Here is a 22,062-nt window from a genome sequence, read left to right as displayed (position 1 = left end):
TACACCATCACACAAAATCCTACCGCCATGAAAAAAATCCTTTTAGCCATTCTCGGCATTCTTGTTATTCTAGTTGCCATACTTTTGATCAAAACGTACACGTATCCGTTTAAAAAGAATACAGCAGGAACTTCTGAAGGGTGGAAACCTGCAAAAAATGATTCTGCACTCATGCGTTTTTCAGGAGGACTTAAAATTCCTACGGTTTCCACAGGAAGTCTGGGAGAATTCAATTATGCTCCCTTTGATCAGTTTAAAGAATATCTGAAAACATCGTATCCGCTGGTCTATCAAAATACCGAAAACAACGAGATCAATACCCATGCATTAGTTTTCCGGCTGAAAGGGAGCGATCCTTCACTGGAACCTGTTCTTTTTCTTTCCCATATGGACGTTGTTCCCCCCGGAGATGCCGACGTAAAAACTAAGGAGCTGAATATTTTCAGACCCAATGACAAACCTTTGCCTCCCGTTTCTAAAGTAGCGGAAGACTGGGATTTCGAACCCTTTTCAGGAACCGTTGCGAACGGAAGAATCTACGGAAGAGGAGCCATCGACATGAAAGGAATGCTATTCTCCCTGATGGAATCTATGAATACAATGATTAAAAATAAAACCGTTCACAAACGCGATATCTATCTGGCTTTCGGTTTCGATGAAGAAGTAGGAGGGCAAAAAGGAGCCGTACAGATTGCAGATTATTTTAGGAAAAAAGGATTAAATTTTGATGCAGTCTACGATGAAGGGGGATTGATCTTGCAAAAAGGAAACGTGGCAGGAATAGATTCTGATGTTGCCGTGGTGGGTTGCGCAGAAAAAGGATTTTTGTCAGCTAAAATTAAGGTTAAGGGTCTTGGCGGACACTCTTCAATGCCACCGATGGAAAGTGCCATAGGAAAGGCTGCCGTCATCATGCAGCGTCTCGAAAATCATCAGATGAAACCTACCATAACTCCGCTCATCAAGAACTTTTTTGATAATATCGGTGGAAGTATGCCATTTCTCAACAGACTTGCTATTGCCAATCAATGGCTGCTGAAACCCGTTCTTTTGTCTCAGCTTACAAAAAATAATACTACCAATGCATTGGTGAGAACAACAACTGCCCTGACCATGATGAAAGGAAGTGATGGAACCAACGTTCTTTCACCCGAAGTCGAATTCGTCGTGAATTTCAGACTTCTACCCGGTAACACAGCCAAAGAGGTCCGCGAACATATTGCAAAAGCCACAGAAGGTTTCGACGTTGAGGTGGAAGAGATCGATAACACAAGAGAAGCTTCCGCAGTTTCTCCAACCAATACTAAAGCTTATCAATTAATAGAAGCCGGAGTCAAAGAGATTCACCCGGGTGCAATCGTTACCCCTTATCTTACCATGGCAGGAACTGATGCCTACAAATACCAGATCGTAAGTAAAAACATCTACAGATTTATGCCCATTAAGATCAACAGCTCAGAACAGCAAAGCATCCACAGTACCAATGAGTACATCAGCATCGAAAACTACCTCAAAATGATTCACTACTTTGAGTATATGATGATGAATTATGATAAATAGTTACGGGATACGGGTTTCGTTGTGCGGAATTTGAGAGTCCGAGAGTTTTAGTGATTTAGAGTCCGAGAGTGCTGGTTGCTGGTTGACAGTTGCTGTTCAAATCTTGAAACGATTATCCCGAAACATGTCTGACATCTGGCCTCTGCGATTAACCATTCAATTGCGAAGCAAAACTCACCATTGACATTTCCTGATCTCAGTCTAAAATCTAAAGTCTCATCTCTGAAATCTGAAGTCTATCATCTGAAATCTATATCTTGACTCTAAAAAAAAATAACACGTCAAGTTTTGTCGCATTACCGCTATAGCTTTGTCCTATCAAAATTACAGAGTTATGGAATTGCCGTTTTACTTAACATTTAAAGAATTTGAAAGCCATTATTACGATACCCTCGAACAGTGGTTTGAAGAATATCACAATGCCAGCGAGATCGATTTTCTGAAAGCGCTTGCAGATCTTTACAGCCCTTATCTCTACTATAGTTTTGCGGATGACAGACTTCTGGCGGATGCTTCTATGGAGATCAAAGACTGCTTTTTTCCATCCCATGAAAAAATTGGAATTTCTTTCTGTCCAAGTTGTGAAAATGGAAAATATCCTAAAGCCTCCAAAGGAATGAACCATATATTTGAATGGAAGAACATTACCATGATGGAATATGCTCAGCATATTCTGGATAAAATCAACAGCCATATACTGAAAAACAGCAGTTCTCCGGATGCCGGTAAAACAATTCTGGATTTCATCAATGAGCGTGAGATTGTTACCAAAAGAGAAGGAGCAGGATATTGTGTCAATTACAGCAGACATCAGGCTGCCGTTCCATTCTTAAAGGCTTATCTTCCTTACTATGGTCAGACTGTCAATATTGCAATATATAGAGATTTTATTTTTTCTGTAGCGCAGATTGCAGAATATATTGATAAGAAGCTGAGATCTGTACAGGCTTTTGAACATACGGTTTATGCTAAATTAAAATCAGAAGCCAAATTCAAAGTACAGATGAGCCATCAATTTTTGACGATCTGTAATTGAATCTTACACCAACCATTCATATTTAAATTATATTATCGGAATACCGCCTCCGGTTTTCCAGACAAATCCTGACAGCAATGCCAGGATTTTGTTTAATTTCACCCATTCAACACCTTCATTTATTTTTAAACGGTAAATTCCAAATAATATCTGCCGCCAGATAATGCACACCACCTTTCTTTATACTTCTGCTTCCTCTGATCAGATCATTTACATATCCTATATCTACAGTAAAAGGAGAGTGTGGAATACTAAACATATAATAAGCTCCAATACGCATTTCCCGGTATCCGAAAGGGGTCCATTTCTGTTCCGGTTCATTAAGGTAACTTGTGGAAAAGAGGCCTTCTGCACTTAAAGCCAGCTTCTGATTGTTTTTCTTTGACAAACTATAGGTTAACTGACTTTTAATTCTTGTTCTCAACTGAAAATCCTCGTCAGCCTGTCGAAAATCAGAATCAAAAAACTTCCGGAATTCCTGACGGACTGTATTCTTCAGTTTCCATCTTTTCCCAAGATTAAATGTGTAAGCATACCTTCCGTAGATCCTTAATTCCTGCTCTGTAGCTTCCTTTTCATAAGGTTCGGAACTTTCATATTTGGGCTGTCGACGATAACTGACCGCATAGCTATATTGTTGATTGGGCGCAAAAGAATGATATACCTCATGGTTCAAAACAATGATGGCCTGTTTTGAGACTAAATTATAATCATCAGGACTGCTTTTCCTTCCCACGGCAATATAACTTAAAGTCTGTTTCTTTCCCAGCGAATCAAGTTGACGCCTTACTCCAAAAGCTGACCAGAAAGCCGAATTCGCATCTCCAAGGCCCGGCGGACTGATCTGTGCATGTAATGATCCGCATAAGCTGAATAAAAATATCCCGATAATAATTTTTCCTGTTCCGAGCATCCTGTAAAATCTGTTGAATCGTATTTTGAGTATCTGTTCAGTCACAAGATGGAGTTGAATATTAAGGGATACTGTAAAATGATGATTTGTTGTAGCCAATGGAGGTCCTTTATCCATGAAATAATGATGTAAATGATTTTAATACTGTTGATAAACAGGACAAATTAAATACATGATTTAGGAATGTTTTAGGAATAGGGAAGGATCAGATACAAAAGTTGTGTACTAAATGAATTCCTCTCGCTGATTATACAAATAGAGAAGATAAAAATAAAAATCTGTTTAATCTGACCAATCTGCGTGAAATTTATAGATCCGTTCCCTTTAGTAGAATCCAGGGAATGGATTACATCTTTATTTCTTTTTTACAAAAAAAAGCCTTAAACAATTAAGTTTAAGACTTTTACATTTTTGCAGAGAGGAAGGGATTCGAACCCTCGATACAGTTACCCGTATACTACCTTTCCAGGGTAGCTCCTTCAACCACTCGGACACCTCTCTAATTGAGATTGCAAAAATAGAGTAATTTCTGGAATCTGCAAATTATTATTCAAAATTAGTCAGTAATTTCTCCGCAAAGGCTTCTGGTGAAGTTGTCGGCAAAAGTTCCTGGGTAATTAGGATTGTCTATCAGGTGCATTGCTTTGGTGATCGCCGTCTCGGCGGTCATGTCCCTTCCGCTGATCGCTCCGATTCTTGAAAAGATATTGCTGTTCTCATATTTCCCAAAGGAGATCCCACCTGATATACACTGACTTACCACTACGATTTCAGTGCCATTGTTGCGGATTTCCTGAAGCGTTTCCTGCGTCTTTTCACTGCTGAAAATGGTTCCCGAACCGAAAACCTGAAGGATTAAAACCTTCATTTTAGGGATTTCCTTAAAGTGACTCAGATGCATTCCCGGAAAAATCCTCCAGAAAAGAATATCTTCAGAAATATGTTCATCCACATGGAATTCTACCCCGGGATCACAACGGTACAGATTATCTTTGATAATATTTAAATGAACTCCGGATTGTCCCAAAATAGGGTAGTTCGGGCTGGAATAGGCATCAAAATACTCCGCAGAATATTTCAGCGTTCTGTTTCCCCGTAATAATTTATATTCAAAATAAACGGCCACTTCCTGAATAACCGCTTCGTCATTTTCATAAAGACTGGCGTAATAAAGACTGGTCAGAAGATTTTCCTTGGCATCCGTTCTCAAATCTCCGATCGGAAGTTGTGAACCTGTCATAATTACAGGTTTCCTCAATCCTTTTAACATGAAACTTAAGGCAGAGGCGGTATAAGACATGGTATCAGTACCGTGAAGGATCAGAAAACCGTCATACAGCTCATAGTTTTTTAGAATATAGTTGGCGATCACCTTCCATTCCTCAGGTCCCATGTCCGAAGAGTCCAACGGTTTTGCGAAAGGGTGCACAAACACTTCGCATTCCATTAATTTCATCTCTGGCATTTTTTCGAAGATATTTCCAAAATCAAAGGCACGGAGACTTCCGGTTTCATAATCTTTTTCCATACCGATGGTTCCTCCGGTATAGATGAGCAGGACTTTTCTTTTCATGAATTACTTTTTAGTAAGAAATTGAGCCTCGTTCAGGTTCATAGCCCAAAATTACGTTAATTTGCAAAGATTTGAAAATGAATGGAAGATTTAGCGCAAACTTTTGACTATTTAAAACAGTTTTTAACAGAGGAAAGACTCTCAAAAATAGAACATTTCTCCAAAGAAAGTTCCGATTTTGTCCTTCCTGTGATGGATGATGTCTACCAGTTCAGAAATGCAGCGGCCATTATAAGATCCGTGGAAGCCTGTGCTTTTCATAAGGTCGTGGCGATGGAGGAGGAAAATGTTTTCGATCCTAACCTTACGGTCACCAAAGGAGCCGAAACCTGGGTGGAAGTCGAAAAAATGTCTAAAAACATAGCTTCCCTGCAGAATATCAAAGACAGAGGATATAAAATTCTGGCCGTATCACTGGAAAAAAATGCCGTGATGCTGCCTGACTATCAGATTACAGAACCTATCGCTCTTGTATTTGGAACGGAGATGGAGGGCGTATCGGAAGAAGTGATCGATTTTGCAGACGAAACACTGGCGATCCCAATGTATGGCTTAACGAGAAGCTACAATGTTTCCGTGGCCGCAGGAATCTGTATGTACGAACTGAAACAGAAACTGATGAAATCAGGGATTGATTATAAATTGAATGAAGAAAAAAAGATGAAAATGAAGATCCGGTGGGCCGTCAACTCCATGCGAAGCGGAAAACAGATCTTTGAAAAATATTTGAGAGATCATAACCTTACCCTATGAACAGAATAGGGGTCTTTATCTTAATCATTTTAAGCAGCTGCAGCAAGAAGGAAGCAGCTGAAAAAAATCATATTGAAGATAAAGACAGTCTGGTACAAAATATAGAAATACATACACAGGAAGAAGAAGATACAGCATCAATTCCTTTTTCCCAATCTCTGAAAGAAAATGGATATCTGTATACACTTAAAGGGCTCGAAAGCCCTAACGGAGCAATCAATTTTAAATCCATCAATATATTTTACAGAAACAAACTTCATCAGAAAATTATTTTTGATACGGTATCTGTTCTGAACGAAAGGGAAGTGGTTTTTAATGTCGATAAAGATGCGAATTTTGACGGGTTTAATGATGTAGAACTCATTAACTGGGCCGGGAATTATGCTTATTCATCAAGCTTTTGGCTGTATAATCAAAAAACAAAGAAATACGATTATTACAAACCCCTGGATACGATTCAGAATATTAAAATTGATACTGGAAAAAGGGAAATTACTTCAGATTATCATATTGGCCCGGTTAATACTTACAGCAAAATCTATCAATGGAAAAATGGAAAACTTTTGATGATGAGCGCCCATATTGAAGAGGAAGGAGATGTCATCCGCATGTATCGGAAGAATGGAAAAATCATTGTAGAATAATGTGTTTTCTCCTTATTTCCTAACTCCTAACTCCTAACTCCTAACTTCTAATCTCTAACATCTAATTTCTACCCCTTCATCATCTTAAAATAATTCCAGGCGGCTACAAATACACCAGCCGTTTCCGTTCTCAGCCTCTGATTTCCAAGGGAAACCGCTTTTACATGACTTTCCGATAGAAATTGAATTTCCTTTTCAGAAAAATCCCCTTCAGGACCAATCAGAAAAGTCATGTGATCCAATGAAGGGATATCTTTAAGTTCCATTCTTTCAAGATTTTCGTGGCAGTGTGCCACGAAAGTATGTTCCGGATCAATATTCTTTAAAAAATCAGTAAGTTTCACCGTATCATTGATGACCGGAAAATGAAACCTCAAGCTTTGTTTGGAAGCGGCAACAGCCTGTTTTCTGATCTTGTCAATATTAAGATTTTTACGTTCAGTTTTTTCAGTCTGTAAAATCGTGATCTCAGAAATTCCCATTTCCACAGCTTTTTCCACAAAAAATTCAATTCGGTCAATATTTTTCGTCGGAGCAATAGCAATGTGAAGTTTTGGATTAAAATCAAGAGTATCTGTTTTAATGTCTGAAACCTCGATATTGGCTTTTTTACCTTCGATCACTAACTTTCCGGAAGCAACATTTCCTTTTCCGTCTGTTACGTGAATGTCTTCACCATCTTTCATCCGAAGAACTTTCACAATGTGCTGTTGTTCTTCTTCATTAATTATTGCTTTTCCGTGATTGATTTCGCCAAAAAAAAGTTTCATATATCGATATTTAGAATGCGCCTGAATTGTATTGATAAGGGATGATTAAAAGCTAATTTCATTATCGCTTAAAAATGCGACACCCGTTTTTATCGTGGTATAAATATCACCTTCACAATCTCTGTAGGAACAGGCGTAAATTTCTTCAATCCACTTATTATTCATAAAAATTAAATTCAAATATTCGTTTTTTCTTAAATTATTTTTGATGGATAAATAATCTCCTTCTTTGGGTTCGTAAGTAAAACTGAATACATTTTCTGAATTGATTTTCTCTACGATTTCTTCCTTTATATTTTGAACATATCCAATTTCTGAACTGATCATTAAATAATCTTCGTCCTCAGATGTTTCTGTCACTTCATTTTTTCCGGTAATCGTTTCTAAAACCCAATAATATTTCGAGTTCTTTTTAGATTGGGTTCCCAGTACTTTTTCTTCTAAGAGTATTTTCATAAATCATATTTTGCTGTTGCGGATGTTTTCATATCCGTAAATTCTCCTCGCTCATATTTCAGTTGAGCGACCATCGCGATCATCGCCGCGTTATCTGTGGTATATTCAAACTTTGGAATATAAATATTCCAGCCAGATTTTTCATGATGATCCTGCATCGCTTTTCTCAAAGCAGAATTGGCAGAAACACCACCGGCAATGGCCACCTCTTTTATATTTAATTCTTTAGCCGCTTTTTCAAGTTTAGCCATCAGAATTTCAACGATTGTTCTTTGAACGGAAGCGCAAAGATCATTCAGATTTTCTTTAACAAAATCCGGATTTTTTCTGACCTCCTTCTGAATAAAATAAAGAACAGATGTTTTGATCCCGCTGAATGAATAGTCATAATTTTCCATTCTGGGCTTGTTGAACGTGAAAGCATCAGGATTTCCTTCCCTGGCCAAGCGGTCTATAATAGGTCCCGCAGGGTAGTCCAGGTCAAAGATCTTTCCAATCTTGTCAAAAGCTTCTCCCGCGGCATCGTCAATTGTTTTTCCGATAATTTCCATATCAAAATAATCCTTTACCAATACGATCATTGTATGTCCTCCGCTTACGGTAAGACACAGGAAAGGGAATTGAGGCGGCATAGGATTTGCATCTTCGATGAAATGGGCTAAAATGTGCGCCTGGAGATGGTTAACTTCAATCAATGGAACATTTAAACTCATTGCCAAAGACTTAGCAAATGAGGTTCCTACAAGAAGAGATCCTAAAAGTCCGGGGCCGCGTGTAAATCCTATAGCTGAAATAGCATTTTGTTGTATATTTGCTTTAGTAATAGATTTTTCAACAACGGGGATTATATTTTGCTGATGCGCTCGCGATGCCAGTTCCGGGACCACACCTCCATATTCTTTATGGATGGCCTGATTCGCAGCAATGTTCGACAGAATACAGTTTCCCTTGATGATAGCTGCTGAGGTGTCGTCGCAAGACGATTCAATACCTAAAATTATAGAGTCGCTCATAATAATGGCAAAGTTAGAGAATAATAACGAGAATGAGAATAAAAAATCAGTAGCTGAGAACCTGAGTGATCAGGTGCAGAAGACTGTGGGGAATGTAGAAGACGCTGTGAAGGAGACAGTTAAAGAAGCATCTGAACTGGCATCAGATGCCATTCATCATCCCGTAGAGACAGCTGGAGAATTTGGAAAACAGGCGGTAAAAGATGTCACCAGCTATTCCTGGTGGGCAAGGCTTCTTCTCATCCTTTTCTGGCTGGGAGTGATTCTCGTGGGTGGAGTATTAACGGTTATTAATCTTCCCGCCACCAAGCAATGGGCAGCAGATCAGGCACTCCAGATCGTTAATAAAGATTTTAAAGCGGGAATGTCTACGGAAAGTGTAGAGGTAGATTATTTCGGAGACGTCATTATAAAAGGATTAAAAATCAAGGATTATAAAGGCCTTGAATTTATCAAAGCTAAAGAATTCCGCGCCAATTCCGACTGGATGTCTTTAGCATTCAATGCCATTTCAGGAAACAGCAATTCATTAAGTTTTAATTCACTTACTCTTGTCAATGCAGACGTAAAAGTCATCACTTACAAAGGTGACAGTATTTCCAATTTTATCAGATTTACACAGTTGTTCGACAGCGGAAAAAAAAGAGACCCGAAAAAGCCTCCTTTTCAGCTGAATTCCCGCGTGCAGATTATCGATTCAAAAGTTTCCATCATCAGTCAGAATTCTCCGGGAGAACCGGGAAAATGGCTTACGGCAACAAAATTTAATCTAATAGCACCTAATGTGAAGGTGAACGGACCCAATATTTCGGCGCTCATCAATAATATGTCCTTCGTCACTTCCAGATGGGGCAAATCTCATTTGGTAGATACATTCTCTACAGAACTTTCTTTAACCCACGAATTTCTTTCATTAAAAGACCTTACTCTGAATACAGACCATTCGCTGCTTCAGGGAAATGTTAAATTTAATCTGCATGACGGCTCATGGTCAGACTTTGCAGACCGTGTCCGCTGGGATATGGATATTAAACAGGGAAGCCAGTTGAGCGGATATGATATCAGCTATTTTGTAACCAACTGGGATAATTTCAAGCCATTCAACCTGTCAGGGAAAATGACCGGCCCTTTGAATAAATTTCATTTAGAGAACTTCCTGATCAGGAATCCTGACGTGAATATTGCCACGAAAACCATGAAGATAGACCGATTGCTGAAAGGAAATTTTTCTATTGAAACCAACGATCTTTCAGCAGACTTTACCTATAAGGATCTTAAAGCCATGATGCCTTCATTTATTTCTAAAAAGATGAAGAATTTTGCTGATGATTTTGGAAAACTGAAATATAACGGAGCGGCAAAAGTAAATCCTGAGCAAATCTATGTAGCAGGCGGAAATCTGATGACAGGAATAGGACAGGCCAAGATCTCCAAGCTTTACCTTACCGGATATAGTACGGCAATGCCTAAATATTCTGGATATCTGGAAGTAAAAGACCTGAATACTTCTGTCATTACGAAAACAAAAACAGTCGGTTTGATCTCCGGTAAATTTGATGTTGACGGACAGAGTTTTGACGTCAATACAATGCGTCTGACGACTAAGTCCCAGATTTCCAGCATCGAGATTATGGATAAGCAGATCAGCAACCTGTATCTGGACGGATTACTAGATCATAAAAAATATAACGGACTTATCACCGTCAATGATGAGCAGGCTAAAGCAACAATTAAAGGCCTTATTGACTTCAGTACCTCGAAGGTTGCTATGAATGTAAATGCAGACGTGACTTCCCTGAATCTGAATTATTTTACCAATAAACCGGGAAGCCAGATTGTAAGCGGGCAGATAGAAGGCAAAATGTCCATGTCTTCCATTAACGACCTTACCTTAGATGTTGATGCCAATAATCTTCACTTTGCTACGGCCACACAAAAATATAATATTCCTAATGCGAAGCTGAAAACCTTTATAGAAGCAGGCGGACGTGTCATTGATGTTGATGCGCCGGGGGCCGCAAGCGGTAAAATTTCAGGAAAATACAGCCTTGCCGATCTTGTAGGAATGATGGAAAACGGGATAGGAAGAATACTCGTTGGCCCTCCGCCAAGAAAGTTATACAGAGGTCAGAATTTTAAAATGAATTTTGATGTTCAGCAAGGGGTGGTGAATTATTTCCTTCCTGATCTGAAACTTCCGCAGGGTGCTGTAGTAGAGGGAGAGTACAACGGAGATTCCAATGATCTGATCCTGAACGTTGACGCGGCTTCTTTGAAGTATATCATGACGAAAAAGGAAGAGATTACGGATGCAGACAAAGCTTTAGCGGCTGCCAATCCTGAATATCAAATCAATGACCGGAGCAATATTTCCAGAGACAGTGCCATGATCGACAGTGTTATGGTCAGGGTTAATACCGCGAATCTGGATCAGCAGCTTTATGCAAGGATCAGTAAACTGGTCTATAATAAAAATATCATCAAAGATTTTGAACTTAAGGGTAAAAATGAAAATAATACAGCCCTTCATCTGGCTACTACATTCAAACATGGAAGTCCGGAGGATGAGCTGAATGAAAATCTTAAAGCTTATGCCATTAATGTAGATCAGTCTACCAATGCTGCAGGAGATTATGTTTTCAGATTTGAGCCTACTGAAGTGAAATTTAATGATGTTACCTGGGCAATTGATACAAGTCCCGAACTGGATCATTCCATCACTTATAGAAAAAATGCCGGAGATTTTGATATACGGAATCTTAGGATTTATTCAGAAAAAAGTGCCCTGTTTATTAAAGAAGCCCAGTTTAAATCGGCCAAAGATTTTTATGTAGATGCAGATATTGAAGAATTTGCGGTAGAAAAGCTTCTGGAGATGCAGTCCGGTGGAAATCCTATGGGAATTAAAGGTCTTGCCAACGGAAGTGTGAAGATTAAAATGGATAAGAGCACGCTGCAGCCATTGGTAGACCTTACGGTAGACAATATCATGATGAACGGAAATGAAATGGGTGACCTGACAATTTCTGCGACCAACGGGTTCTCTCTGAATGTATATGATATCGATATTAAAGTGGCTTCTGCCGGAGTTCTCGGAAATAATAACCTGCATCTTACAGGGACTGTAAATAATAATACAGCCTCTCCAACGATTGATCTTACAGCGGAGATGCGTGATTTTGACCTTGCCTTTACCCAGCAGTTTGTTCAGACTGTTTTCGGAAATATCAGAGGAAAAGCAACGGGAGATCTTAAAATCAATGGAAAGTTGAGCAATCTGGATTATAGTGGTGATATTGCCTTAAAAGGTTTTGGTCTGAAACTTCTTTTTACAGGGGTGGATTACTCATTTGATGATACGGTCATTCCACTTTCAAAAGGGCTTGCAATCCTAAATAATATTGAGGTGCATGACGGAAGATCTAATTCTAAAGGAACCATTTCCGGTGCGATTCAGTTTGAAACGATTTCTTCAATGGGGGTCAACCTCGTGATGAGAGCAGATAATCTTATGGTACTGAATACCTCACAAAAAGATCTTGATCTTTTCTGGGGAAGAGTATACGGACAGGGAGATCTGTATGTGGACGGACCTGTTTCCGGACTGAGTATTTCTACTCCTAATATGAAGGCATTGAATGGAAGTACTTTTACCTTTAATTCCAGTTCGACATCCAATGTGGAAGAATTTAAAATGCTGAGGTTCCTGAAAGAAGGAAAAGACGGGTTGATCACTCTGGAAGAAAAGAAGAGGACCGGAGCCAATATGAATATTGATTTCAGTCTGGATGTAGATAAAGGAACAACTGTGAATGTACTGGTAGGAGATGATGTAGGAAATATTATGGTAAAAGGAATAGCAGAAAAGCTGAGGTTCCAGATGGGAAGACGGGGAGGGATTGCAATGAATGGGACTTATAAGGTAGATAACGGAACATTTGTTTCCAAAGCTATTCTGAATAAAACCTTCCAGATCGAAAAAAACAGCAGCATCCGATGGGATGGCGATGCGATGAAGCCGGCGCTGGATATTACAGCCAATTATGTAAGAATGGTTGCCAATGCTGGTGAATACCTGAGTATGGGGAAACTTCAGCCGATCAGTGTGCTGCTTCAGGCGAATATCACCCAATCATTAATCAATCCAAAAATAGACCTTAATGTGACCGCATTGGATGTGTCCAGCCAGGTGAAAGAAACATTGGCGGCCAAGATGAGCCAGGAAGGAGAAAAAGTTCTTCAGTTCGGTTCCGTGCTATTGTTGAGTACCTTTAATGTATCCAATAGTGGAGGGGTAGATTTTGATGTGGCGGGAGTGGCTGAATCTTCAGGATATAATTTGCTTCTGAAACAACTAGGATCTGTACTGAATACGATGAGTAATGAATTTCAGATTGACCTGAATTATGTAAAAGGTGATCAGAATTCCAATACCGGTGACCGTGCGAATGCCGGGGTGAGCGTAGCCGTTTCACCAAGGATTAATATTAAAACAGGACTGGGAATCCCACTGACAAAAACGGAAGGAGCGCAGAATAATTATCTTTCCGGGGAAGGATCTATTGAATATGATATCTCAAAAAAGAATGACGGAAGTCTTGTTTTAAGAGGATATTCCAAGCCTACCAACATAGGAATGATCAGTACGAATGGTTCTGCAAATCAAGCGTATGGTGGGGGTGTAGTGTGGAGTAAAAGCTTTAATTCTCTCTTCAAAAAGAGGAAAAAAGATAAAAAACAACCAGAAGCTAAAAGTGAAATAAAAACAGATTCTACAAAATCAGGTGCTAAATAATCGTGATATTTTAATGATTTTTATCATCTGTGTTAATTATTGTTAATGTTTGATATAATTTTTTTAGTTAAATAATTTTTTATAAATTTGCAATAAATACATGGATTTTTTAAGAAAATTGTAATTTAACTAATATGAACTATCAACTGGACGAAATAGACAAGAAAATTCTTGATTTCTTAGTCGAAAACACAAGAATGCCTTTTACAGAAATTGCTAAGCAGATGGATGTTTCTGCTGGAACAATTCACGTAAGAGTGAAAAAAATGGAGGATGCAGGTATTATTTTGGGATCATCTCTTAATATCGATTATGGTAAGCTGGACTATCACTTTACAGCTTTCATTGGAATCCTTTTGACAAAATCAAACCGCACTCAAGAGGTATTGAAAGAATTATCAGTACTTCCTAACGTCATCGAAGCTAGCGTTATTTCCGGAAAATATAATATTTTCTGTAAAGTAAGAGCTAAGAATACGGAGGATGCGAAAAGAATTATTTATCAGATAGACGACATTCAAGATGTAATGAGAACCGAAAGTATGATCTCCATGGAAGAGTACTTGAGCGACAAAAACAGATTGATCAACGCTATTTCTATATAATTCAAATTCTAAACGAATATATACCAAAGAACTTATGAATATATTCATAAGTTCTTTATTTTTGTACCTATGGAAGAATACAGTTACTTTGACGAGGATCCAAAGAAAGGATGGGGCTTTATTTTAGCATTTGCAGCATTGATGCTGTTCACAATTATGGGGCTTGGAATAGATGTGGATGAATATCTCCAGCATGAGTTTCTTCAGATCCCGAGATGGTACTTTTTTGTTATCTTTTCCATTGATGTCCTGATGATGATCGGGCTGATTCTGATGTTTTTCTACAGAAAAATAGGCATCTTTATGTTTCCGGCACTGCTGGTCCTGCATTTCTTTATGCATAACTATTACCTGTCTACATTTTTGTATACGGATGTGACCAATCTTTTTCTGTTTACAGGCTTTGGAATGCTTGCCATTATACCCAAATGGAAATTTTTCAGATAAGAATCATTCCGGATATTTAAGTTTTTAATTGTTGCGTGTAAAAATGTAAAGCCTGCTGTTTCAGCGGGTTCTCACTCCATGCTTCCCATTGCCCTGTATAAGGGTCGTAACCGCATTTTAAGGGCTTTGAAAGGTCTGATCCATTGGTGTCTTGATGGGTCCGCTCCGTATAAGCTCGGCAATCGGTACAGATATACCTGAATTCACAGTCTTTGCAGACTTCTATCTTGTCTTTGGTGATGGTCCAGTATTTTTTAAATCCGGGTTTCATCAGAGCTTCTTCAAGACTCACGTCGTTGATATTTCCAAAATGATCAGCCATGAGCGGACAGTTTTTAATATTACCGTTATAATCTATGCCTATTTTTTTATGAAGGCAGGAATTGTAGTTGAGTGCTTCTGAAACTTTCGGAAGGTTGGTGTTGAAATATTTAAGATCTACTTTGCCGCAGGAGGATATTTTGATCTCTTCTTCTACAAAATGCACGCGAAATCTGAATTCATCTTTTATATTAAAAGCTTTTCTTTCACAGTTATAATAAACAATCTGATATATTCGTTCTGTATTCTCATGAAGAGTATGTATGAAGAGTTGATCTACCTCTTTGTGAAATGGCGCATAAATTTCTATTCCGCATGCTACTGATGCGGCGAAGATTGCATCAATCTCTATAAAATCCTGTGCTGCTAATTTTTTTTGACTGTAAATGACCAAATGTTTTATTCTAAGGTTTTCTACCGACATCCTTATATTTTTCAATATAGAAATGTCTGATAAGTCTATAAAAATTTCTGTCAGAAGGCTGGGTTCATCATATTCATAGGAGATAGGCGGGAATTGTTCATCCCAGCTGTTTTCCGTAATAAATCCGTATTCCTTTTCCAGCAGGAGATCTACATATTCCTGAATAAACGGTTGAGATTCGTCATCATATTTCTTCACGATATCTTCTAGAGCATTGTGCTTTAGCTCTTCTAAACATTCATATAATTCCAGAGGATAGAGTTCCGATACATTCCTTTGAAGATCAGAGATGAGAATTCTGGTGGGTCCTTTGGTAACTACTATATTGGAAAACAAATTGAAATATCTCATAACAGCCGGATCAATGGTTTTACAGGTTTTTCCCTAACATAAAAGGTACTTTGATATTTTTTACTTTTCAGTACACATAAGGTGTTGCTATCGATCTTTTTAGGATTTTTATGTTTAAAATATTCCATGTGTTTGAATGATAAAGACAGCTTATTTTTTTCTCCGAAATTTTCTTTCATAAATAATCAGCAATTTTTTTAAACAAGGGATAATTACAATGATAAGCTACATTAGCAAATTGTCCTACGGGATTCACCTCCAGAAAATAATATACCTCGCCACTTTTGATAAAATCCAGAGAACCACAATTAAGATCCAGTAGTTTCATCAGCTTTTGAATCTTCATTTCTACCTCCTTCGGAAGGTTATACCTTATATTTCTATTGGGTTTTTCATCATTATACTTTCTGAAATCTGTTTGAGTCTGCTCATCATTTTGGGAAAAAATAGCCATGGAGAAGCACTCACCGTTTAAATAAAAAGTTCTTATTTCAAAATCCTTTTCTATTTTTTCCTGGAAAAAAGAAGTGAAAAACGGCTTTTTCTCTTTTTCCCTGATGATGGTGGTATACATAATTCCATCCCGTTTTTCAGAGATATTATCCAATATTACATTACCAGTGATCGATTTGGTAATGGTCCTGTTCAGAATAACATCATCGGTATTTTCTGCTAAAAAGTATTGTGGAACCTGCATCCCTGCCTTTCGTGCATATTCCAGGACCAAAAGTTTGTTGACATGACTGTTACTTTGCTTATTCACATGTCTTCTTGATTCTAAAGTGGTAAGTACATAGTCTTCCAGCCAGTGCTGGGCTTCATTCATATGGATATTAATAGAATCATTATGATATTGCAGGCGCTTAAACTGCAGCCCACCTCTTCTGTACCACATACTTTCAATTTCATCAAGAAAAAAAGCTTTGTTTTCGCTTTGGAGAAGAAATCTTTTTTTATCGACTTTTATTTCGAAAAATTCATCATCATTGATAAGAATAAAATTCTTGTCCATAGAGACCAGCCAGCGGATCACTTCTATCGTTGTACGGTCATTATTATCAGAAATTATCAGTATCATTTGGTTTTCAGGCTATCAGAAAAGTCTTTTGCTATTTTATTTCGATATTTCAAGCTTGGTAATCCTATACTCTTTCTGTTGCGGTTTACTTTCGCTGAATCTTTTATATTTTGATACCCTTGGTAAACGCCATAGGTATAAGGAATTTTGTGATGAATATTATTTCGGTCTACCATAGCAGCATAATGGACTGGAGGGCATTCCCCTGACCTTACATACTCTAGTATTTTTGTTTTGAAATACGGGTAGTATTCATCATAATCTGCCATATGCAGTAATAATACACTCATCGGCATAAAAGTATCCTTATGGTATAAACCTATTTTCTGCATGGAAGGGTAGCCATGATTTTCAAAAGTCCATTTCAATAGTTCAGCATTTTTCAGGTCATTTTCAACGCGATCAGAATTATTAATGCGCTCTCCATATTGATCCCGGGCAAATGCAATGACAAAAGAGTCAATCAGTATTTTGTCATGCTTACTTTCCCATCGGGCAACTGCCTGCTCTATGTTCACACTGTCTATTCCATATTTTTTATAAAGCTTAATGAATTCTTTATCTTCCTTTTTATATCTCCAGTAAGGTGCAATTAAGGGAATAAGCCGATAAAGGCTTTTTTGTCCTCCAAAATTTTTGCCGTACTTATCCGAACTCCTTATATAGTTTTCATATTCTTCTATACGCTCCTGATTAAGGGGGCGGTATTTCCTGAACAGTTTTTTGTATTTTTTTATCGCTTTTTCAGGCTGTTTGGCCACTCTGTAGATGCTGTCAATTTCGTTCACCTTATTATAATATGTAATATAATCCCTGCTTTTACAGCAGTAAAAGAGAAAGCAGATTAGTAGAGAACTCAGATGTATACATCTGATATTTTGATTGTGTCTCATATTCAGAAATTGTTATTATAAGTATTTAAGCAGTACCTGCTGATTAGGTAAACAAACAGGACCATAGATAGTCCTGTTTGTGCTGCATCATTTAATAAGGAGCAGTTGGGTTGGCTCCTTCAACCACTAAGGTCATTGTCTTCTTACCGTCTTTATAGTATGCGGTATCTGAGCAATTGTTTCCACAAGCAGTGGATTCTGAGGTTCGTGCTGAATCATCTCCTCCACGGATAGCCTGCAGATTTTTAAGTTCTTTGTTTTCTAATGAAGAAAAGCCGTTCTTCATTCCTTGAAGCTTTTTCATAATTGAATAATTTTTTAATTGATATTTATGTTGTCATATAAACCCTGACATGGGTTTTGTTATTCTGTATTCCATCCCATACTGTACACTTATGGGTTGAAAGCAGAATTCTCAATCAACGTTGATGATTTCAAAACTATCAATAAATAAATCCCTTTAGTGGGATTTTATTTGTCAATTTGTTGCTATTTTTTTTGGACTAAAAGTTGTGCTGTACATAGTGAAAAAGATCCCTAAAAACACCTGTATCGTAAAATTTTATCAATATTTAAAAATGGTGTATAGTATATAAGTCGTAAAACTTAATCATTAAAGAAATGCCGGAATCTCTCATTTGTATGCAGTAATGGCGGATGATACATACATAAAAATTAGGATATATCACCAGCAGATGACGTTCAAAAGATTTATTTTTTTCATCTATTTTTGTATATTGAGCCCCATCATCAAAACCAAAATCACAAAATCGGCGTATGCAAGACCTCGAAGAACTCAATTCTGAGTTAAAAAAGCACCTTGAAGAAACTAAAAAACAGCTTATTAAAGATATTGTACAAATTCTTAAAGGAGAAAATATAGACTATCTTGAAGGCAACGGTAAAGTGGATATCAAAGCTCTGTATTTTGAATATGAGTATGATTATCTTGACATCGTAGCCTGGGCTGTAGATAAAAACGGAGAAATCATTACAGACATCCTTAAGCTTCCAAGTCAAAGAAAAAAACAGACAGGGGGAAGCGCAGATTGGAACTCATTTCTGCCTGAAAATATAGGAATTGCAGCTTCAGAATTTCAGGATTGCCATGAGGACGAAGAGGATTTCGATGACTTATGGGATGAATATAACGAAGAAAAATACGAATTGTTTGAAGACTGGTTCTGTACATGCTGGAAAGAAGCTTCAGCACAGGCAGAAATCAGGGCAGATGCTTATTTTTCAGTACATGACACCTACTTCAAAACAGATCTGGGTACATTCAAAACGATTAATGACGATGAGATAGCAGAACGGTATACATCCCAATCAAATAATTAAACATTAAAATACATCACTATTTATTATGAACACTTATCAATTTTACAAAAAAGAAGGAAACTTTTATACTTTTAAAAACCAGCCAATATTTAGCTTTGTATTGGCCATCATTATGTTCGTGGTTGCAGGAATCTCTTATAAAAATAACATTCCTTTACTGGGCTTATTCCTGGTGGCTCTTGGAGCACTGATCATCGCGAATTTCTTTGCCAAAAAGTTTGTGATTGATACGCAACAGCAGACCATTACCTGCAAACCAAGTGTTTTTGTTGCTTCAAAGACCTATTCTTTTCAGGAGTTTACTCATTTTCAGGTGCTGGCGATGAAGTACCTTGGATTTATAACAACCAATGTATTCCTGAATATTTATTTTGAGGTGAATGGGAAAGAGCAGAAATTTATGATAGGGCAGGCTCTTACTCATAAAAGCATCCAGAAAATGGTCAATGAAACTGAAGATATCATGGGACTAAATGAAAACATGCGATGAATACCAAAGACCGATATAAATTTGAGGATAACGGAAGTGAAATAAGTTTTATGCCTGATTACAACTTTCTGCATACTTTAAAATGGTGGCTGGGCGCTGATATTCTCGCCGTTCCGGTGCTGTATTATTTCAGAAATATACTGTCTGAAAATGCATTTACCATTGCTTCTGTTATATGGGTGATCTACATGGTTTATTTTCTATGGGATCTTATCTTCAAAGTTCCTGTAAAATACATTTTTGATAAAAGGGAAAGGAGCATCTACAGGAAACGATTTCTTACCAAAAAAATCATGAACTTTGATGAGATGACCTATTTCATTAATGATGAAAGCGGAGGATATTACTATGTTATCGGAAAAAAAAGAAACCAGTTTGTGAAAAACTACAGGATCAGCAGCTATTTTTCAGGTTCAAAATCATCCAGAATAAAAGAAGATGAATTTTTGAAAAATATATTGTATCCGGTACTTGATGGGCTAGATATTCCGATCAATAGACCTCAATAATCAGCTTAGGTATAGAAAGACCTGCCTTACTTATCAGCGTCAAAATAAGTACTGCGACCATTCCCCTCCTCCGGAGGGGTGGCAAATCAAAGATTTGACGGGGTGGTAAAACAAAGATCTTATGGGGTGGTAAAACAACTCGGGCTGTTTCAAAGAAACAGCCCGAGCTTAGTTATATGATATAGCTTATCTTACTTATCTAAAATTCTCTTCACCGCTTCTTTCACCGCAGCAGCGTCGATTTTATATTTTTTCATCAGTTCGGCAGGCGTTGCAGATTCTCCGAAGGTATCATTTACAGCAACAAATTCCTGTCTTGTAGGTCTCTTTCTCGCCAGCATTCCCGCGATAGATTCCCCTAAGCCACCAAGATAGTTGTGCTCTTCAGCAGTCACGATCTTTCCTGTCTTTTCAACTGATTTTAAGATGATTTCTTCATCAAGAGGCTTGATGGTGTGGATGTTGATCACCTCACAAGAAATACCTTCTTTTTCAAGTTCGTCAGCGGCTACCAGAGATTCCCAAACCAAGTGCCCTGTTGCAACGATGGTTACATCAGTACCTTCCTGAAGCATAATCCCTTTTCCGATTTCGAAAGGCATATCTTCCGGAATGAATACTGGAACTGTAGGTCTTCCGAATCTTAAATATACAGGGCCTTCGAAGTCTGCAATAGCAAGCGTAGCTGCTTTAGTCTGGTTGTAGTCACATGGGTTGATTACTGTCATACCCGGAAGCATTTTCATCATCCCGATATCTTCCAGAACCTGGTGAGTAGCTCCATCTTCACCCAAAGTAAGACCAGCGTGAGATGCGCAGATCTTTACATTTTTACCTGAATAAGCGATTGACTGACGGATCTGATCATACACTCTTGAGGTAGAGAAGTTCGCGAAAGTTCCTGTAAAAGGAATTTTTCCTGTAATGCTCAAACCTGCAGCAATTCCCATCATATTAGCCTCCGCGATCCCTATCTGAAAGAATCTTTCCGGTGCTTTTTCAATGAATTTTTCCATTTTCAAAGAACCGATAAGGTCTGCACAAAGTGCCACTACATTAGGGTTTTTGTCGGCAAGTTCTGCTAATCCAGCTCCAAATCCTGAACGCGTATCCTTTTTTTCTGTATATGTATATTTCATTTTTTTTTACTAAAGTTTTTAATATTTGATCAATAATAGGTCTAAAGATTTAAAAACGGCCATCATTGATCATTGATCATTTATTATTAATAATCAGCAGGAGCTTCCAGATATAATTGTTTGAATGCGGTATCCAGCTGCTCATCATTCGGAGCTTTCCCGTGCCAAGCGTGTGAACCCATCATATAATCTACACCATAACCCATTTCTGTATGAAGAAGGATTACTACCGGCTTTCCTTTTCCTGTCTCAGTTTTTGCTTTCTCAAGGATAGCGATTACCGCCTCAAGATCATTACCGTTTTTCTCTTCCAAAACAGTCCATCCGAATGCTTCAAGTTTAGCATGTAAATCACCTAAAGTCAATACATCATCCGTATCACCATCGATCTGACGTCCGTTGTAATCAATTGTTGAAATAATATTGTCCACTTTCTTACCGGCAGCATACATCAAAGCTTCCCAAACCTGACCTTCCTGAAGTTCACCGTCTCCGTGAAGCGTGTAAACAAGAGATGGATCTCCGTCCAGTTTTTTACCCTGAGCTACACCAAGGGCTACAGAAAGTCCCTGACCAAGAGATCCTGAAGCGATTCTGATCCCCGGAAGACCCTCATGAGTAGTGGGGTGACCCTGAAGTCTGGAATCCAGTTTTCTGAAAGTTTTCAGCTCTTCTACCGGAAAAAAACCAAATCTCGCTAAAGTAGAATAGTAAACCGGTGAAATGTGTCCGTTTGAAAGATAAAAATGATCCTCGTTCTTACCTTTCATCGTGAAAGGAAGATGATAATTCATTACGTTCCCGTAAAGCGCTGTGAAATATTCCGTACAGCCTAAACTTCCACCCGGGTGTCCTGAATTGACCGCGTGAACCATTCTTAAAATGTCTCTTCTGATCTGCGTAGTAAGAGATTTCAACTCTTCGATACTTTTACTCATTATATCTGATTTA

Annotated in this window: 21 protein-coding genes and 1 tRNA gene; 10 read left to right on the top strand and 12 right to left on the bottom strand. The window is 38.1% G+C overall.

Annotation, left to right across the window (positions count from 1 at the left end):
* Positions 1–27 precede the first annotated feature (27 nt).
* Positions 28–1,560, top strand: coding sequence for a M20/M25/M40 family metallo-hydrolase (locus BW964_RS09425; protein ID WP_076506643.1), 1,533 nt, complete (start codon positions 28–30; stop codon positions 1,558–1,560).
* Between the two features lie 334 nt (positions 1,561–1,894).
* Complete coding sequence (locus tag BW964_RS09420; RefSeq protein WP_076506641.1) at positions 1,895–2,596, top strand: hypothetical protein; 702 nt, start codon at positions 1,895–1,897, stop codon at positions 2,594–2,596.
* 115 nt (positions 2,597–2,711) lie between these two features.
* Here the strand turns inward: BW964_RS09420 and BW964_RS09415 are convergent, their stop codons facing one another.
* From BW964_RS09415 to BW964_RS09405, 3 genes are all read right to left on the bottom strand, one after another.
* Entirely contained in the window at positions 2,712–3,626 is a 915-nt protein-coding gene (locus tag BW964_RS09415; protein ID WP_084175745.1) for a DUF2490 domain-containing protein, read from the bottom strand.
* A gap of 297 nt (positions 3,627–3,923) precedes the next feature.
* Positions 3,924–4,010 (bottom strand) — tRNA-Ser (locus BW964_RS09410).
* Positions 4,011–4,065: 55 nt separating this feature from the next.
* Entirely contained in the window at positions 4,066–5,082 is a 1,017-nt protein-coding gene (locus BW964_RS09405; RefSeq protein WP_076506640.1) for an asparaginase, read from the bottom strand.
* 81 nt (positions 5,083–5,163) lie between these two features.
* Between BW964_RS09405 and BW964_RS09400 the strand changes: the two genes are divergently transcribed.
* Both BW964_RS09400 and BW964_RS09395 read left to right on the top strand, forming a co-directional pair.
* Entirely contained in the window at positions 5,164–5,835 is a 672-nt protein-coding gene (locus BW964_RS09400) for a TrmH family RNA methyltransferase (RefSeq protein ID WP_076506638.1), read from the top strand.
* A complete protein-coding gene (locus tag BW964_RS09395; RefSeq protein WP_076506636.1) occupies positions 5,832–6,479 on the top strand; it encodes an XAC2610-related protein in 648 nt (215 codons plus the stop codon). Before BW964_RS09400 ends, BW964_RS09395 begins: the two co-directional genes overlap by 4 nt.
* A 68-nt stretch (positions 6,480–6,547) precedes the next feature.
* Here BW964_RS09395 and BW964_RS09390 read toward each other — a convergent pair whose 3' ends face one another.
* Genes BW964_RS09390 through tsaD form a run of 3 tightly spaced genes read right to left on the bottom strand, consistent with a single transcriptional unit; the run spans position 6,548 to position 8,718 of the window.
* Complete coding sequence (locus tag BW964_RS09390) at positions 6,548–7,249, bottom strand: RsmE family RNA methyltransferase (protein ID WP_076506635.1); 702 nt, start codon at positions 7,247–7,249, stop codon at positions 6,548–6,550.
* Between the two features lie 45 nt (positions 7,250–7,294).
* Positions 7,295–7,705: a hypothetical protein gene (locus BW964_RS09385; RefSeq protein WP_076506633.1), complete on the bottom strand. Its 411-nt coding sequence runs from the start codon at positions 7,703–7,705 to the stop codon at positions 7,295–7,297.
* On the bottom strand, positions 7,702–8,718 hold the full coding sequence (gene tsaD, locus BW964_RS09380; protein WP_076506631.1) for a tRNA (adenosine(37)-N6)-threonylcarbamoyltransferase complex transferase subunit TsaD: 1,017 nt from the start codon (positions 8,716–8,718) through the stop codon (positions 7,702–7,704). Before tsaD ends, BW964_RS09385 begins: the two co-directional genes overlap by 4 nt.
* A 4-nt stretch (positions 8,719–8,722) precedes the next feature.
* On the opposite strand from tsaD, the gene BW964_RS09375 reads away from it, so the two are divergent.
* From BW964_RS09375 to BW964_RS09365, 3 genes are all read left to right on the top strand, one after another.
* On the top strand, positions 8,723–13,513 hold the full coding sequence (locus BW964_RS09375; RefSeq protein WP_076506629.1) for a translocation/assembly module TamB domain-containing protein: 4,791 nt from the start codon (positions 8,723–8,725) through the stop codon (positions 13,511–13,513).
* A gap of 134 nt (positions 13,514–13,647) precedes the next feature.
* Positions 13,648–14,118 (top strand): Lrp/AsnC family transcriptional regulator, encoded by a 471-nt coding sequence (locus BW964_RS09370; protein WP_034703315.1) that lies wholly within the window; start codon positions 13,648–13,650, stop codon positions 14,116–14,118.
* 69 nt (positions 14,119–14,187) lie between these two features.
* Positions 14,188–14,565: a hypothetical protein gene (locus BW964_RS09365; protein ID WP_076506628.1), complete on the top strand. Its 378-nt coding sequence runs from the start codon at positions 14,188–14,190 to the stop codon at positions 14,563–14,565.
* 16 nt (positions 14,566–14,581) lie between these two features.
* Here the strand turns inward: BW964_RS09365 and gwsS are convergent, their stop codons facing one another.
* From gwsS to BW964_RS09340, 4 genes are all read right to left on the bottom strand, one after another.
* Positions 14,582–15,661: a grasp-with-spasm system SPASM domain peptide maturase gene (gwsS, locus tag BW964_RS09360; protein ID WP_076506626.1), complete on the bottom strand. Its 1,080-nt coding sequence runs from the start codon at positions 15,659–15,661 to the stop codon at positions 14,582–14,584.
* Positions 15,662–15,836: 175 nt separating this feature from the next.
* Positions 15,837–16,739 carry a grasp-with-spasm system ATP-grasp peptide maturase gene (gwsG, locus tag BW964_RS09350; protein ID WP_076506623.1) on the bottom strand — a complete coding sequence of 301 codons (903 nt, stop codon included), beginning with the start codon at positions 16,737–16,739 and terminating at the stop codon, positions 15,837–15,839.
* Entirely contained in the window at positions 16,736–17,527 is a 792-nt protein-coding gene (locus tag BW964_RS09345) for a hypothetical protein (RefSeq protein WP_228431938.1), read from the bottom strand. Before BW964_RS09345 ends, gwsG begins: the two co-directional genes overlap by 4 nt.
* A gap of 196 nt (positions 17,528–17,723) precedes the next feature.
* A complete protein-coding gene (locus BW964_RS09340; protein WP_076506620.1) occupies positions 17,724–17,936 on the bottom strand; it encodes a TIGR04139 family peptide modification target in 213 nt (70 codons plus the stop codon).
* A 473-nt stretch (positions 17,937–18,409) separates the two neighbouring features.
* Here BW964_RS09340 and BW964_RS09335 point away from each other — a divergent pair, with 473 nt between their 5' ends.
* The 3 genes from BW964_RS09335 to BW964_RS09325 are packed head-to-tail and all read left to right on the top strand — an operon-like array spanning position 18,410 to position 19,972.
* Complete coding sequence (locus tag BW964_RS09335; protein WP_076506618.1) at positions 18,410–18,973, top strand: hypothetical protein; 564 nt, start codon at positions 18,410–18,412, stop codon at positions 18,971–18,973.
* Positions 18,974–18,998: 25 nt separating this feature from the next.
* Complete coding sequence (locus BW964_RS09330; RefSeq protein ID WP_076506617.1) at positions 18,999–19,463, top strand: hypothetical protein; 465 nt, start codon at positions 18,999–19,001, stop codon at positions 19,461–19,463.
* Complete coding sequence (locus BW964_RS09325; RefSeq protein WP_228431939.1) at positions 19,460–19,972, top strand: hypothetical protein; 513 nt, start codon at positions 19,460–19,462, stop codon at positions 19,970–19,972. Before BW964_RS09330 ends, BW964_RS09325 begins: the two co-directional genes overlap by 4 nt.
* Positions 19,973–20,163: 191 nt before the next feature.
* On the opposite strand, the gene BW964_RS09320 is transcribed toward BW964_RS09325, so the two are convergent.
* Together BW964_RS09320 and BW964_RS09315 are read right to left on the bottom strand one after the other, a co-directional pair.
* Positions 20,164–21,111 (bottom strand): transketolase family protein, encoded by a 948-nt coding sequence (locus BW964_RS09320; RefSeq protein ID WP_076506615.1) that lies wholly within the window; start codon positions 21,109–21,111, stop codon positions 20,164–20,166.
* An 86-nt stretch (positions 21,112–21,197) separates the two neighbouring features.
* On the bottom strand, positions 21,198–22,052 hold the full coding sequence (locus tag BW964_RS09315) for a transketolase (RefSeq protein ID WP_394333899.1): 855 nt from the start codon (positions 22,050–22,052) through the stop codon (positions 21,198–21,200).
* Between the last annotated feature and the right edge of the window lie 10 nt (positions 22,053–22,062).

Origin of the sequence: Chryseobacterium shigense, from assembly GCF_900156575.1 — a bacterium.
Classification (GTDB): Bacteria; Bacteroidota; Bacteroidia; order Flavobacteriales; family Weeksellaceae; genus Chryseobacterium; species Chryseobacterium shigense.
The sequence above is the reverse complement of the archived record's forward strand: the minus strand, read 5'-3'. Positions and strand labels throughout refer to the sequence as shown.

Bases quoted from the DNA above. Each gene is read 5' to 3' on its own strand.
- BW964_RS09425 (WP_076506643.1), top strand. From the start codon at position 28: ATGAAAAAAATCCTTTTAGCCATTCTCGGCATTCTTGTTATTCTAGTT.
- BW964_RS09420 (WP_076506641.1), top strand. From the start codon at position 1,895: ATGGAATTGCCGTTTTACTTAACATTTAAAGAATTTGAAAGCCATTAT.
- BW964_RS09415 (WP_084175745.1), bottom strand. From the start codon at position 3,626: ATGGATAAAGGACCTCCATTGGCTACAACAAATCATCATTTTACAGTA.
- BW964_RS09405 (WP_076506640.1), bottom strand. From the start codon at position 5,082: ATGAAAAGAAAAGTCCTGCTCATCTATACCGGAGGAACCATCGGTATG.
- BW964_RS09400 (WP_076506638.1), top strand. From the start codon at position 5,164: ATGGAAGATTTAGCGCAAACTTTTGACTATTTAAAACAGTTTTTAACA.
- BW964_RS09395 (WP_076506636.1), top strand. From the start codon at position 5,832: ATGAACAGAATAGGGGTCTTTATCTTAATCATTTTAAGCAGCTGCAGC.
- BW964_RS09390 (WP_076506635.1), bottom strand. From the start codon at position 7,249: ATGAAACTTTTTTTTGGCGAAATCAATCACGGAAAAGCAATAATTAAT.
- BW964_RS09385 (WP_076506633.1), bottom strand. From the start codon at position 7,705: ATGAAAATACTCTTAGAAGAAAAAGTACTGGGAACCCAATCTAAAAAG.
- tsaD (WP_076506631.1), bottom strand. From the start codon at position 8,718: ATGAGCGACTCTATAATTTTAGGTATTGAATCGTCTTGCGACGACACC.
- BW964_RS09375 (WP_076506629.1), top strand. From the start codon at position 8,723: ATGGCAAAGTTAGAGAATAATAACGAGAATGAGAATAAAAAATCAGTA.
- BW964_RS09370 (WP_034703315.1), top strand. From the start codon at position 13,648: ATGAACTATCAACTGGACGAAATAGACAAGAAAATTCTTGATTTCTTA.
- BW964_RS09365 (WP_076506628.1), top strand. From the start codon at position 14,188: ATGGAAGAATACAGTTACTTTGACGAGGATCCAAAGAAAGGATGGGGC.
- gwsS (WP_076506626.1), bottom strand. From the start codon at position 15,661: ATGAGATATTTCAATTTGTTTTCCAATATAGTAGTTACCAAAGGACCC.
- gwsG (WP_076506623.1), bottom strand. From the start codon at position 16,739: ATGATACTGATAATTTCTGATAATAATGACCGTACAACGATAGAAGTG.
- BW964_RS09340 (WP_076506620.1), bottom strand. From the start codon at position 17,936: ATGAAAAAGCTTCAAGGAATGAAGAACGGCTTTTCTTCATTAGAAAAC.
- BW964_RS09335 (WP_076506618.1), top strand. From the start codon at position 18,410: ATGCAAGACCTCGAAGAACTCAATTCTGAGTTAAAAAAGCACCTTGAA.
- BW964_RS09330 (WP_076506617.1), top strand. From the start codon at position 18,999: ATGAACACTTATCAATTTTACAAAAAAGAAGGAAACTTTTATACTTTT.
- BW964_RS09325 (WP_228431939.1), top strand. From the start codon at position 19,460: ATGAATACCAAAGACCGATATAAATTTGAGGATAACGGAAGTGAAATA.
- BW964_RS09320 (WP_076506615.1), bottom strand. From the start codon at position 21,111: ATGAAATATACATATACAGAAAAAAAGGATACGCGTTCAGGATTTGGA.